Here is a 13,748-nt window from a genome sequence, read left to right as displayed (position 1 = left end):
AGCGCCCCTGCATGGGTCACCTGCCGGTATTGTCGCCCATCAACTTACCGATGCCAGCCCCTCAAAGCTGATAAGCTGCGGTTTCGATCTCTGCCTTCATTGCTTCGATAAAGGCCCGTGTCACAGCCGAGGGCGCCCGGCTGGACGGCAGCAGAAACTGCGTGGTATTGGCGATTTCGGGCTCGAAGGTGCGGGCGACCACGCCGGGTCCCAGTTGATGCACGATCGGGAACGGATTGACCAGGGACAGCCCGAGCCCGGCACGCACCAGTTCGACGATCGAGACCGATGTCGCCGCCTCCACCCGCACCAATGGGTGAACGCCCGCCCGCTCGAACACCCGGTCGACGGCGACCCGGTTGGAATGGCGGCGGGCGATGCCGATGAAGGCCTCGCCTTCCAAATCCTCGGGCCGGATCACCCGCTGCGCCGCCAGCCGGTGATCGCCCGGCATGATGCAGGCCGTGCGGGTTCTCAGCAGGGTCTCGCAGCGAATGCCGTCATGCGCGGGAATCGTATCGGTCAGCCCCACATCGTTGCGGCCTTCGGCGATGCTGGTGATCAGGCTGTCGCTGGCGAGCACTTCGAAATTAACCTCGACCTGCGGATAGCGCTTGCAGAAATCCGCGATCCGCGCGGGCAGAAACCGATGGGCGATGGTCGGCGGCGCGGCAATCCGAAGATGGCCCCGGTAATTCTGCGCCGTGCTTCGGGGCATGGTGATTCGTTCCAATACCGCGAAGACCGGTGCCAGTTGCTCACTGATGGTCAGCGCCTCGACCAGCGGCACGAGCCGCCCTCCCTCGCGCCCGAAAAGCGGATAGCCAAGGCGCGCCTCGAGCTGCGCGAGCCGCCGGCTTACCGCCGATTGGGTGATCCCGAGTTCCCGCGCGGCATTGATCGAGGTGCCGGTCTGGACCAGCGCCTGCAGCACCTCCAACTCGCGCAGGCTCACCCTGCGCCGGCCCTGTTCCCCGTCTCCCATGCCGCGAACCCGTCTATGATCAAAATGCATAGATAGTAACAATTGACATTTCATTAACGCATAATAGCCTGTGCTCCAACCCTGGATCATGTCTTCGCCGGAAGTTCAGGGATCACCAACAGGAAGGATCATCCATGAAACTGAGATCAATTCCCCTGCTCGCAGTTCTATTGGCGAGCGGAACCGCGCTTCAGGCGCAGGATCTGTCCATCGGCCTCAAGTCCGAGGCCACTTCGATGGATCCGCAATTTCACCAGTTGACGACGAATATCCAGGTCGCCCTGAATATATTCGAAGCCCTGACAAAGCAGGACGCGGTGCAGAAAGTCGGCCCGGGACTTGCCAGCGAATGGGAGGCGACGGATGACACGACATGGCGCTTTACCCTGCGAGACGGGGTGACGTTCCACAATGGCAGCCCGTTCACCGCCCGCGATGTGATCTACAGTTTCTGCCGCATTCCCCTGGTGGAGAACTCGCCTTCTCCCTACACGATCTATACCGGCGGTATCGTCAACATGACCGCCGAGGGCGATCACACGCTGATCATAGAAACGGAAAAGGCCAACCCGCTCCTGCCCACGGAAATGTCCAGCCTGCCGATCCTGTCGGCGGATGCCCTTGGCGCCGAGGCCGAGGTGACATACGCGCCGAACGGGGGCTGCGAAGGGCTGGGCGAAGTCCCGCAATCCCCGGCCTTCAACTCACCCGATATCGCGGTCGGCACCGGCCCCTACAAGCTGGAAAGCTACACCCGCGGCGCCGAGGTGGTTCTGGCACGCAACGACGAATACTGGGGCGGCGCCCCGGATTGGGAAAGGGTCACCCTGCGCCCGATCACCAGCGACGGCCCGCGTGTCGCGGCGCTGCTGGCGGGTGACGTGGACATGATCGAATCGCCGCCGATCCAGGATGTGCCGCGGGTCGAGGATGCCGGTTTCAAGATCGTCGATGCACTCTCCAACCGCATCATCTACCTGCATATGCAACAGCTCGAGGATGCCCCCGACATCACCGGCACCGATGGCAAGAACCCCCTGATGGATGCCAAGGTGCGCGAGGCCATCTCGCTGGCGATCAACCGCGAGGCGATTGTCGACCGGATCATGGGCGGCTATGCCGTCGCCGCCGGTGAACTGCTGCCGCCGCCGATGTTCGGCACCACCGAACGTCCGGTGGATCCCTATGACCCGGAAAAGGCCAAGGAACTGCTGGCCGAGGCAGGCTATCCCGACGGGTTCGGGTTGACCCTCGGCACGCCCAACGACCGGTATATCAACGATGAACAGGTCGCGCAGGCCGTGGCCCAGATGCTGGAACGCATCGGCATCACCACCAAGGTCGATGCGGTCACGGCGAGCCAGTTCTTCTCGCGCCGCAACAACCTGGAATTCCCGCTCTACATGGCCGGTTGGGGCGCGTCCTCGGGCGAGATGTCCAACCCGCTCAAGGCGCTGCTGGCGACCTATGACGAAGGGGCCGGTCTCGGCGGCACCAATGCCGGGCGCTATTCCAACCCGGAAATGGACGAGCTGCTGAAACAGGCGATGTCCACCATCGACGATGCCGAACGCGAGAAGCTGCTGCAAGAGGCCGAGACGCTGGCTCTGGACGATCACGGGCTGATCCCGCTGCATTACGAGCAAACGGTCTGGGCGATGAAATCCGACCTGAGCTATGAGCCGCGCGTGGACCAGTACACGCTCGCCAGCGAGGTCAAACCGGCTGAATGACCCGGTGGAGGGGCCCCCGGCCCCTCCGATCCACTCTTCTGCGGAGCACCCGATGATCGTCTATCTCATACGCCGTTTCGGCCAGAGCCTGCTTGCCATCGCGGCGATGGCGGTGCTGGTGTTCCTGGGCGTCTATGCCATCGGCAACCCGGTGGATGTGCTGATCAATCCCGAGGCCACGCAGGCCGAGATTGCAGCCACCACCGAGCGTCTCGGCCTCGACAAGCCGCTTTACGAGCAATTCGGTATCTTCGTGGTCAACATGTTCCAGGGCGATCTGGGCACTTCGTTCGTCTTTGGCCGCCCGGCGATGGATGTGATCCTCGACCGGCTTCCGGCCACGATGGAACTGGCGATGGTCGCGCTGATCCTCTCGGTCGGGATCGGTGTGCCGCTTGGTGTCTGGGCCGGTCTGCGCCCCGACAGCATCGCCGGGCGCACCATCATGGGCGGCTCGATCCTGGGCTTTTCCCTGCCCAATTTCTGGCAAGGCATGCTGCTCATCCTGGTTTTCGCCGTGCTGCTCGGCTGGCTTCCCGCAGGCGGACGCGGCACCACCACCGAGTTCCTCGGCATGCAGGTCAGCTTCCTGACCCTTGATGGGCTGTCGCATATGATCCTGCCCGCCATCAACCTGGCGCTTTTCAAGATGTCGCTGATCATCCGCCTCACCCGGGCCAATACCCGCGAGGTGGTGCTTCAGGATTATGTCAAGTTCGCCCGTGCCAAGGGTATCTCGTCGCGCCGGGTGGTCATGGTGCATATCCTGAAGAACATCATGATCCCGGTGATCACCATCATCGGGCTGGAGCTTGGCTCCATGGTGGCTTTCGCGATCGTCACCGAAACCGTCTTTGCCTGGCCCGGCATGGGCAAGCTGCTGATCGATTCGATCAACCTGCTCGACCGGCCGGTGATCGTGGCCTATCTGATGCTTACGGTGCTGATCATCGTCTCGATCAACCTCTTCGTCGATATCCTCTATTCGATCCTCGATCCCCGCGTGCGCCTGTCGGAGATGAAAGGATGAGCATGTCCTCCGATCAGCCCGCCGCCATCCCGGCCAGGATCGACCATCCGGTGAAACGGGTGTTCAAGGAATTCGTCGAGGACAGGGTTGCCGTGCTCGGCCTCGCCCTGTTCGTCATCGTGGCGGTCATCGCCATCGCCGCCCCGTGGCTGGCCCCGCAAGATCCCTATGCCCTGGCGCAGCTTGACATCATGGATGGCGGCCTGCCCCCGGGCGAACAGAGCTTCGGCACCGGCCAGACCTATTGGCTTGGTACCGACACGCAAGGGCGCGACATGCTGTCCGCGATCATGTACGGGCTGCGGATCAGCCTGGTCGTGGCCTTTGTCTCGCTTGGCATCGCCATCAGTATCGGCGTGATCGTCGGCGTCGCCGCGGCCTATTTCGGCGGACGTTTCGACGCCTTCGTCATGCGCATCGTCGATCTGCAACTTTCCTTTCCGGCGATCCTGATCGCGCTGATCCTGCTGGCGTTATTCGGGCGCGGCGTGGACAAGGTGATCCTGGCGCTGGTGATCGTGCAATGGGCCTATTACGCCCGCACCGTGCGCAGTTCCGCCATTGTCGAACGGCGCAAGGACTATATCGATGCCGCCCGCTGCCTTGCGCTTTCGCATCGCCGCATCATGTTTCGCCATCTGCTGCCGAATTGCGTGCCGCCGCTGATCGTGGTCGCCACGGTGCAAATCGCCCAGGCCATCGCGCTGGAGGCGACGCTGTCCTTTCTCGGCGTCGGCGTGCCCATCACCGAGCCGTCGCTCGGCCTGTTGATCGCCAATGGCTATGATTACCTGCTGTCGGGCCGCTACTGGATCAGCCTCTTCCCCGGTATCGCGCTGGTTCTCACCATCATCGGTCTCAACCTGGTCGGAGACCGGCTGCGCGATGTGCTTAACCCGAGGTTGCAGAAATGAGCAAACTTCTGGAAATCACCGATCTCAGCACGCATTTCTTCACCCGCGACGGGGTGGCCCGGGCCATCGACAATGTCAGCCTGTCGGTGGATCGCGGTGAAATCCTTGGCCTGGTGGGGGAATCCGGCTCGGGAAAATCCGTGACCGGCTTTTCCATCCTTGGCCTCGTCGATCCGCCCGGCCGCGTCGTCTCGGGGCAGATCCTGTTCGACGGACAGGATCTGGTCAAGGGCGGCGAGCGCCTGATGCGCAGCCTGCGAGGCAGGCGCATCGCCATGATCTTCCAGGATCCGATGATGACCCTCAACCCGGTGCTGCGCATCGACACCCAGATGGTCGAGACCGTCCTCGCGCATGAGAAGGTCTCGCGCAGCAAAGCGCTGGAGCGGTCTCGCGAAGCACTGGTCGCCGTCGGCATCTCGGCCCCCGACGAACGGCTGCAAAGCTACCCGCACCAGTTCTCGGGCGGGATGCGCCAGCGTGTCGCCATCGCCATCGCGCTGTTGCACAAGCCCGATCTCATCATCGCCGATGAACCCACGACCGCGCTCGATGTCACCATCCAGGCGCAGATACTTTCCGAGGTGCAGCAGCTTTGCGCCAATTCCGGCACCGCCCTGATCTGGATCACCCATGACCTCGCGGTGGTCTCGGGCCTCGCCGACCGTCTGGCGGTGATGTATGCAGGGCGCATCATCGAGGAAGGCCCGACCGCCGACCTGATCTCGGCCCCGATGCATCCCTATACCAAGGGCCTGATCGAAAGCGTGCCCAAGGGCAAGCAGCACGGCGCCTTGCTGACGCAGATCAAGGGCATGACGCCCTCCCTGCTGAAACTGCCCTCTGGCTGCAAGTTCAACCCGCGCTGCCCCCGCGCCGATGCCGCCTGCCAGACCGAACCGGACCTTGATCCGGTCATCGGCACCGACAGGCATGTGCGCTGTATCCATCCCCACGCAGAGGCCGGCGCATGACGCAAACACCGATCATCGAACTTGACGGACTGTCCAAGCGCTTTACCAAGGAGCTGGACATGGCCGAGAAAACCGCCCGGCTGCTCGGCTCGTCGGTGGCGCCACAAACCGTTCATGCGGTGGATAATGTCAGTTTCCGGATCAATACCGGCGAGGTGATGGGGCTGGTCGGCGAATCCGGCTGCGGAAAATCGACCCTCGGCCGGATGGTCGCCGGTCTGCTGACCCCTTCCGAGGCCGGATCCTGTTTCACGGCAAGGATGTCGCGGAAATGTCGGGCGCAGAGGCCCGTGCGGCGGCGCTGAACATCCAGATGGTGTTTCAGGACCCGATGTCCTCGCTCAACCCGCGCCTGCGGGTGCGCGACATCATCGGCGAGGCGCCGCGCGTCCATGGCATCGTCAAGCGCCGCGACATGGCCGCCTATGTCGAGGATATTCTCGGTCAGGTCGGGCTCGATCCTGCGATGGGCAAGCGTTACCCGCACCAGTTTTCCGGCGGCCAGCGCGCCCGTGTCGGCATCGCCCGCGCATTGGCGGTAAAGCCGGATTTCCTTGTCTGCGACGAATCGGTCGCCGCGCTCGACGTGTCGATCCAGGCGCAGGTGCTGAACCTTTTCGTTCAGTTGCGCTCGGAATTCGATCTCACCTATCTCTTCATCAGCCATGACCTGGGCGTGGTCGAACATATCTCGGACCGGATCGCGGTAATGTATCTGGGGCGGCTGATCGAACTGGGCACGGCGCAGGATCTGATCGCGCGCCCCAACCACCCCTATACACAGGCGCTGGTGTCGGAGATCCCGACATTCGAGACCGGCAAGAAGATCTATTCGGCCATCAAGGGAGAGATCCCCTCGCCCCTCAACCCGCCGCGCGGCTGTCATTTCCACCCGCGCTGCCCCCATGCCCATGCCCGGTGCCGCGAAGAGGCCCCGGCACTCAAGGAGGTCGCCCCCGGCCGCCTCTCGGCCTGTCACCTCAACGACGCGGCCTGATACGAAGGAAAGAAAGCCCATGCCAAGCCTGACCAATGAAAATCCGATCTGGTCCCATGTCGATGCCAGGCGCGAAGCCTTCATCGGCCTTGCCGATGCCGTCTTCGACACGCCCGAGATCGCCTATACCGAAACCCGCTCCTGCGCGGCGCATAAGGACATGCTGCGCCAGCAGGGTTTCCGCATCCGCGAAAACGTCGCCGGAATCCCGACAGCCGTGATCGGCGAGGCGGGCAGCGAAGGGCCGGTGATCGCGATCCTGGGCGAATATGACGCCCTGCCCGGCCTGAGCCAGGAACCCGGCATTGCCGAGCCCAGGATGATCGACGAAAGCGGTTTCGGGCATGGCTGCGGCCATAACCTGCTCGGCTCGGCCGCCATGCAGGCCGCCACCGCCGTCAAGGACTGGCTGGAAGCCGAAGGCATCAAGGGCCGCGTACGCTATTACGGCTGCCCGGCCGAGGAAGGCGGAGCCGCCAAGACCTATATGGTGCGCGACGGGCTGTTCGACGATGTCGATATCGCCATCAGTTGGCACCCGGCCAGCTATAACTGCGTCGATGATGCCCGCTCCCTTGCCAATACAAGGATCGATTACAGCTTCACCGGCAAGGCCGCCCATGCCGCTGGCGCCCCCCATCTGGGCCGCTCGGCGCTGGATGCGGTGGAACTGATGAATATCGGCGTCAACTACATGCGCGAGCATATGCCCGATGCCGCCCGGGTCCATTACGCCTATCTCGACGCTGGCGGGATCGCCCCCAATGTGGTGCAATCCAGGGCCACCGTCAGGCAGCTGATCCGCAGCCCCGACCTGGAAGGGCTGGGGGAACTGGTCGAGCGCGTGAACAATATCGCCCAGGGTGCAGCGCTGATGAGCGGCACCGAGGTCGAATCCAGGGTCTTTTCCGCCGTCTCCAACCTGATCGGCAACCGCCCGCTCGAAGAAGCCATGCAGGCCGAGTTCGACCGGCTCGGCCCGGTGCCCTTCGACGCCGGGGATATCGAATACGCCATGGAAATCCGCAAGACCCTTACCCGGGCAGATATCGCCGCCGCCTTCGCCCAGATTTCCCGCAAACCGGATTACGATCTGCCGCTTTGCGATTTCGTCGCTCCGCTGGACCGGCCCCAGGCCGCCGCAATGGGCTCGACCGACCTGGGCGATGTCAGTTGGGCGGTTCCGCTGGTGCAGGCCCGCGTCGCCACCTGCGCCCTTGGCACGCCGCTGCATAGCTGGCAGCAAACGGCGCAGGGCAAATCCCCGGCGGCCCATAAGGGCATGATCCACGCGGCCAAGGTGATGGCCGCCACCGCTTGCGCCGTCTTGCGCAACGACACCCTGCGCGCCGCCGCAATCAGGGCGCATCAGGCGCATCTGGCCGAATTCCCCTATTCCTGCCCGATCCCACCCGAGGTGACCCCGCCGATCGCGGCTGAATGAGGCGCGCGGCAACTATCGGAGCAAAGGAGGATCAGGGGCGCATATTGCGCCCCGCCGATGATCACCCGGAACATCCCGGACAACGGGTTTTCGGACAGCGCAACCCACGGCTTCGGACTCCCGGACCGACATGATCACGGCTTCGATGAGGTTCCGGGATGAAGCTCGCAGGTTCTACTCTGCCGCGCCCGCGCGGCTTTCATCCGTCTTGGCCGGCGGCGATGACGAGACAACCCCCGGCAGGCGCAGCCGGATCCGCTTGATGCGGCGAGGATCGGCCTCGACGATCTCGAATTCGGCGCCGGTTTCATGGGCGATCACCTCGCCGCGCAGGGGCACGCGGCCTGCCAGCATGAAGATCAGCCCGCCTAGCGTGTCGATATCCTCGTCCTCGTCCTCGGCCAGCAGGCGCAGCCCGATCTCGGCCTCGACCTCGTCCAGGGGCGCGCGCGCCTGCATCAGCCATTGGCCGGGCTTTTCCAGGCTCCAGAGATCGCCCTCCTCCTCGTCATGCTCGTCCTCGATCTGGCCGATCACCTGTTCGATCAGGTCCTCGATCGTGACCAGCCCGTCCACGCCGCCATATTCGTCGATGACCAGCGCCATATGGATACGTTTCTGCCGCATCTGCTGCAGCAGCACGCCGATGGGCATCGAGGGCGGCACGTAAAGCAGTGGGCGCAGCATCGGGCGCAGGGTGAACTTGCCCCCCTTGCCGAAGCCGTGCTTGAGCGCCAGGTCCTTGAGATGGATCAGTCCGAGCGGGCTGTCCAGCGTGCCGCGAAAGACCGGGATGCGCGAAAAGCCGTGTTCGCGGAACATCTCGACCAGATCGTCCAGGGATACCGTCAGCGGCACGGCGACGATCTCGACCTTGGGGATGGCCACGTCATCGACCCGCATCCGGCGCAGATTGACCATGCCCGGTGCGGGATGGGCCTTGGGATGCTCTTCCTCCGCGATCACATCATGCTCGTCGTCATGTCCGGTGAGCGCCTCGAAAACGCGGCCGAAAAAGCCGCGAGAGGCCGGCAGGTCACGCCCCTCTCCTCCGACGCCATCAGCCGCCGTGGCGGGTTGGTCGCCGAGATGGGGGGTGGATAATCGAGACTCGGAATTCATGACACTTTCTCTTGATATGGGTCGGGGATCTGGAGGTCTTGCAGGATCGAACGCTCGGCCGCCTCCATGGTTTCGGCATCGAGATCGTTTTCGTGATCATAGCCCAGCAGATGCAGGACCGCATGGACCAGCAGATGGGTGACGTGATCGGCAAAGGGCTTGCCTTGCGCGGCGGCCTCGGCTTCGCAGGTATCGAAGGCGATGGCGATGTCACCCAGTTCGTCAATCTCGGGAAGAAGCGGGCGGGCGCCCGGATCGCGCGGGGCATGTTCGACCGAGGGCCATGACAGGACATTGGTCGCGCGCGGCTTGCCCCGGAAATCGGCGTTCAGCGCCGCGATCCGGGCATCGTCGCAGCCAAGCACCACCACCTCGCCACTGGTCCCGTGCCATTCCAGCGCGGCAATGACGGCGCGTTCGGCCAGGCTTTCCAGCCCGGCCTCCTGCCATCGGTCGTCCTCGATGACGCTGTCGGCGGATATCTCGTCAGGCATCGTCTCGTCTTGCCCGGCGCGGAATGTAGCCGCCCCGAACCTCCACGGTTTCGCCACGGGCCAATGCCGCCTGATCCTCGGCGTCATAAGCCTCGATGATGCGGGCAACCAGCGGGTGGCGGACCACATCCTTGGCGGTGAAATAGCTGAAGCTGATCCCCTTCACCCCGTCCAGGATACGCTCGGCATCCATCAGGCCGGACTGCACCCCGCGCGGCAGGTCGATCTGCGTGCGGTCGCCGGTGATGACCATGCGCGAGCCCTCGCCCAAGCGGGTCAGGAACATCTTCATCTGCATGGTCGAGGCGTTCTGCGCCTCGTCCAGAACCACGAATGCACTGGACAGGGTGCGCCCGCGCATGAAGGCCAGCGGCGCGATCTCGATCCGCTTCTCCTCCATCAGCTTCTGCATCTGCTTGCCCGGCAGGAAATCGTTCAGCGCATCATAGAGCGGCTGCATGTAGGGATCGACCTTCTCCTTCATGTCGCCGGGCAGAAAGCCAAGGCGCTCGCCCGCCTCGACCGCCGGGCGCGACAGGATGATACGATCCACCTGCCCGCCGATCAGCATCGTGACCCCCACGGCCACGGCCAGATAGGTCTTGCCGGTGCCTGCCGGTCCGATGCCGAAGGCCAGTTCGTTCTCGAACAGCGAACGGACATAGGCCTTCTGTGCCTCGGTGCGCGGCTCGACGGATTTCTTGCGGGTGCGCAGCTCGTAATTCCCGGCGGCGAACATCTCGAGCTGCTCGGAGGCCGTGGTCTCGGTCGTGCTGTCCGCGCCCATGCGCAAGGCGGCGTCGATCTCGGCCAGTTCGACCGGGCGCCCCTGCTCCAGCCGGGCATAGAGACCCTGCAACAATTGCGCGGCCTCTTCCTGCGCCGCACCCTCGCCCACGACGGCAAGCTGGTTGCCGCGGCGGAGGATATGGACGGACAGCGCCTCTTCGATACGGGCAAGATGCCGGTCATTGACGCCGCACAGGTCGATCAGCAGCCGGTTATCGGGGAATTCCAGCAGAGTTTCGCTTGGTGAAGTGGCGACGGGGGGCGTTGGGGTCAGGCCCAAATTTCTCTCCTGCTTGAGACTATGTCCTTATGGTGGCGATCCAATCGGATTCGCACAAGGTCATCCCGGCATTTTCTGCGGCAATTCTGTGTAGACATTGTGACAAATGCGACCGGAAACCGGGATCAGAGATAGTCCCGCTGGTATCGATGTCCCAGGGATGTCAGGATTTCATAGCCGATCGTTCCGGCATGATCCGCCAGCGCGTCTATGGGCTGTTCCGGGCAGATCAGTTCCAGTTCGGGCGGCACCTCGTCCAGATCGGTGACATCGGCGGTCACGAGATCCATCGAGACCCGGCCGACGATGGGACAGGCCGCGCCATCAGCGTAAAGGCTGACCCCGCTTGACGACAGCATCCGCAGGATCCCGTCGGCATAGCCCGCCGCGACCGTGGCAATGCGGCGCGGGGCTTCGGCGGTCCAGGTCGCACCATATCCCACGAATTCGCCCGGCCGCAGATCGCGGGTCTGGATCACCGGCAGGGACAGGCGCAGGACCGGCTTTGCATCGGCAAAGGGTAGCCCGCCATACAGGCCGACACCGGGGCGCACCATGTCGAAATGATAATCCGGCCCCAGCAGGATTCCCCCCGTCGCCGCCAGCGACAATGGCACCCCTGCTCCTTGGGTCATTTCCCGGAAGGTCCTGCACTGCATGGCATTGGCCGGGTGTCCCGGCTCGTCCGCGCAGGCCAGATGCGACATGACAAAGGCGGGTCCGGCAGACAGGGCCTCATCGCGGATGGCGGCCCATTCCGCCGCCTCCATGCCAAGCCGGTTCATGCCGCTGTCAAGCTGGATCGCGAAGGGCTGCCCGGGGCGCATGGCCCTGTCGCGGAAGAATTGTCCGGGGCTGTTGATGACCGGAACGAGCCCGGCCAGATCCGCGCCTTCCATATGTCCCGACAATATGTTGACGGTCGCGTCATCCGGCAGAAGCGGGCGGATCGCCCGTCCTTCCCCGGCCAGCGCCACGAAGAAATCGCGTGCCCCGGCCTCGTAAAGCGCCGGCACGATCCTTGCCGCGCCCAGGCCATAGCCATCGGCCTTGACCACCGCCGCCGCCCGCGCAGTGGGGGCCCTGCCCGCCAATGCCTTCCAATTGGCCTGGATGGCCGCGATATCGATCTGCAATCCCATGGATTTGCTTTCTCCCAAGCGGAGGGAGCCGTCAAGAGGCGCGATGACGCGCATGCCCGGGCGAAAGCCGGGATTCCACCTTTGCCGGAAAATGCCTCAGGCGGTAACGAACGGGATCAGCTTCTTGTAGAAACCCAACGGCGGCCGTTCCTGCCAGCCCTTGGGGACATGATCGGGCAGCACGTTGCGCAGCACCGGATTCATCGGGTTACCGCCATTGAGCAGGATGAAGTAATCCATGATCATCTCGGCCTGCCCCTCTCGGGTCAGCCCTGCGAATACGATCTTTTCGCTGCCAGCGAGCAGGTAATTGTAATGATATTCGTTGGTCCACATGCGGTGCAGTTCTGTCTTGCTGTCCGAACCGCCTGACAGTTTCTGGTTCGGCATGTTGTAGTCGCGCATATAGCTTTCGACCACATCTTCCGCAGCCGCGCCGGGCAGTTCCCTGACCGCGACGCTGCCATCGATCTGCGTGGCGCTGATCCGGGTCGGCATCTGGACCGGTGATGTCTTGCGGGTCGAGCTCAGGGGACCGCCGACCTCGTCGAAGACCACCGGGCGCTTCCGGTAGTTGCGCCACAGGCCGCGATGCTTCAGGTAAGCCTTCATCGAGCCTTTCACCTGATTGATATAGTCATGATATTTCTTGTGCGACAGCGTGTGGCGCTGCCGGGTCTGGTTCTGCCAGACATGGGCCATTTCGTGAATGAAGGCGGCCTGATCGACCAGCGCGGTCTGACTGAAATCTTCGGAATAATGTTGCGCTGTCGGGCAATAAATGCCGCTATCGACGGTGTGTTTATGAACCAATGATCCCCTGGTTCTACTGGGAGAGCTGTAGACCCGCACCTTTCGCAGGTTGACGGCACCGTTGAAAACCCGGTTCGCCATGCTGATCTCGCCCTCTGTCAGGCGGCGCTTTTCACCCTTCCTGGCTTCCATGCTGAATCCCTTCCTCAAAATGCGGGACAACCTTCAGGAATCGGGTTCCCGCTGTCAATGGCGGACCCTCACCATGTCCGATCAGGCCGAGTCTGAACCGCATCAGGCACGAGAGCTTGCACAGGGACAACGCCTGTCTAGAATGAAACACCCTGACCGGAGCCCCCGATGCGCCAATCGCCTTGTCTGGCCGCCCTTCCGCTGATCTTTCTGTCCAGTGCCGCGCTGGCCGATTGCACGGAACAGACACTCATCTCCTGCGATACCGGCAATGGGAACCATCTCGAAGCCTGTATCGAAGCCGGAGTTTCTCCGGACGGGGCGAGATTTACCTATGCTTTCGGTCCCCGGGACAAGCCGAAACTGACGCTGCGCGAGGAACTGGCGGCCGGAACCGCCACGCCCTGGAGCGGTGTCGGACGGGCAATCTGGGAAAGTGTCGCTTTCCGCCACGAGGGCCATGTCTATGAAGTCTGGCACAGTTTCGACCGGCTGGAGCAGGTTGCCTCACTGGAGGGCGGGGTGAATGTCCTTCGCGGTGAAGAGCTGTTGGTTTCCTTATCCTGCCAGCCGGGTCCCGGGACCGTGATCGCGCCTCTGTTCACCATCGGGGACGCGATGGCGGAGGCAGGATTTTGCCGCGATCCCGACCTGCATGAATGGAGGCGTGGCGATTGCGGCTGAAACCGGAACCGGCTCGGGGTGATGGTCGAAGGTCATGGGCGCCCGATCCACCGGAACAGGCAACATTCCCCCCAAGCCGGAGCATGACAGGTCGGGCAGCCACGCAACCGCCCTATTCCACGAGACCCGGCAGCCTCCCGCATCTTTCCCCGAACCCAAAGCGCGTTGAATCACAGTATATCTCCGCGCGGCATCACGGTTGAGCAAATCCTCCC

The 13,748-nt window shown here is 63.4% G+C and carries 13 protein-coding genes and 1 pseudogene; 8 read left to right on the top strand and 6 right to left on the bottom strand.

Annotated features, from left to right (window positions below; genetic code table 11):
- Positions 1-61: 61 nt before the first annotated feature.
- Entirely contained in the window at positions 62-985 is a 924-nt protein-coding gene (locus A7A09_RS05250) for a LysR substrate-binding domain-containing protein (protein WP_170167020.1), read from the bottom strand.
- Between the two features lie 134 nt (positions 986-1,119).
- Here A7A09_RS05250 and A7A09_RS05245 point away from each other — a divergent pair, with 134 nt between their 5' ends.
- From A7A09_RS05245 to A7A09_RS05220, 7 genes and pseudogenes are all read left to right on the top strand, one after another.
- A complete protein-coding gene (locus A7A09_RS05245) occupies positions 1,120-2,718 on the top strand; it encodes an ABC transporter substrate-binding protein (protein ID WP_106690380.1) in 1,599 nt (532 codons plus the stop codon).
- 52 nt (positions 2,719-2,770) lie between these two features.
- Complete coding sequence (locus A7A09_RS05240) at positions 2,771-3,748, top strand: ABC transporter permease (protein WP_106690379.1); 978 nt, start codon at positions 2,771-2,773, stop codon at positions 3,746-3,748.
- The gene (locus A7A09_RS05235; protein ID WP_245999145.1) at positions 3,745-4,662 is read left to right on the top strand and encodes an ABC transporter permease; all 918 of its coding nucleotides are present in this window, start codon (positions 3,745-3,747) and stop codon (positions 4,660-4,662) included. The genes A7A09_RS05240 and A7A09_RS05235 overlap by 4 nt, the downstream gene beginning before the upstream one ends.
- Positions 4,659-5,636 (top strand): ABC transporter ATP-binding protein, encoded by a 978-nt coding sequence (locus A7A09_RS05230; protein WP_106690377.1) that lies wholly within the window; start codon positions 4,659-4,661, stop codon positions 5,634-5,636. The genes A7A09_RS05235 and A7A09_RS05230 overlap by 4 nt, the downstream gene beginning before the upstream one ends.
- A pseudogene (locus A7A09_RS22015) lies at positions 5,633-6,150 on the top strand (ATP-binding cassette domain-containing protein); the annotation flags it as partial. The gene A7A09_RS05230 and the pseudogene A7A09_RS22015, both read left to right, overlap by 4 nt.
- Positions 6,151-6,345: 195 nt before the next feature.
- Positions 6,346-6,633 carry an oligopeptide/dipeptide ABC transporter ATP-binding protein gene (locus A7A09_RS22010; RefSeq protein ID WP_366465496.1) on the top strand — a complete coding sequence of 96 codons (288 nt, stop codon included), beginning with the start codon at positions 6,346-6,348 and terminating at the stop codon, positions 6,631-6,633.
- Between the two features lie 19 nt (positions 6,634-6,652).
- On the top strand, positions 6,653-8,077 hold the full coding sequence (locus A7A09_RS05220) for a M20 family metallopeptidase (RefSeq protein ID WP_106690376.1): 1,425 nt from the start codon (positions 6,653-6,655) through the stop codon (positions 8,075-8,077).
- A 174-nt stretch (positions 8,078-8,251) separates the two neighbouring features.
- Here A7A09_RS05220 and A7A09_RS05215 read toward each other — a convergent pair whose 3' ends face one another.
- From A7A09_RS05215 to A7A09_RS05195, 5 genes are all read right to left on the bottom strand, one after another.
- Complete coding sequence (locus A7A09_RS05215) at positions 8,252-9,199, bottom strand: CBS domain-containing protein (protein ID WP_106690375.1); 948 nt, start codon at positions 9,197-9,199, stop codon at positions 8,252-8,254.
- Positions 9,196-9,693, bottom strand: a complete 498-nt coding sequence (ybeY, locus tag A7A09_RS05210) for an rRNA maturation RNase YbeY (RefSeq protein WP_245999142.1) — start codon at positions 9,691-9,693, stop codon at positions 9,196-9,198. The genes A7A09_RS05215 and ybeY overlap by 4 nt, the downstream gene beginning before the upstream one ends.
- Positions 9,686-10,762: a PhoH family protein gene (locus A7A09_RS05205; RefSeq protein ID WP_106690374.1), complete on the bottom strand. Its 1,077-nt coding sequence runs from the start codon at positions 10,760-10,762 to the stop codon at positions 9,686-9,688. The genes ybeY and A7A09_RS05205 overlap by 8 nt, the downstream gene beginning before the upstream one ends.
- A gap of 125 nt (positions 10,763-10,887) precedes the next feature.
- A complete protein-coding gene (gene alr / locus A7A09_RS05200; protein WP_106690459.1) occupies positions 10,888-11,904 on the bottom strand; it encodes an alanine racemase in 1,017 nt (338 codons plus the stop codon).
- Positions 11,905-12,000: 96 nt separating this feature from the next.
- Complete coding sequence (locus A7A09_RS05195; RefSeq protein ID WP_106690373.1) at positions 12,001-12,849, bottom strand: hypothetical protein; 849 nt, start codon at positions 12,847-12,849, stop codon at positions 12,001-12,003.
- A gap of 168 nt (positions 12,850-13,017) precedes the next feature.
- Here A7A09_RS05195 and A7A09_RS05190 point away from each other — a divergent pair, with 168 nt between their 5' ends.
- Positions 13,018-13,533: a hypothetical protein gene (locus tag A7A09_RS05190; protein ID WP_106690372.1), complete on the top strand. Its 516-nt coding sequence runs from the start codon at positions 13,018-13,020 to the stop codon at positions 13,531-13,533.
- Positions 13,534-13,748: the final 215 nt, after the last annotated feature.

Source organism: Paracoccus methylarcula, from assembly GCF_003007735.2.
GTDB lineage: Bacteria > Pseudomonadota > Alphaproteobacteria > Rhodobacterales > Rhodobacteraceae > Paracoccus > Paracoccus methylarcula.
This window is presented reverse-complemented; position numbering and strand designations above follow the sequence as displayed.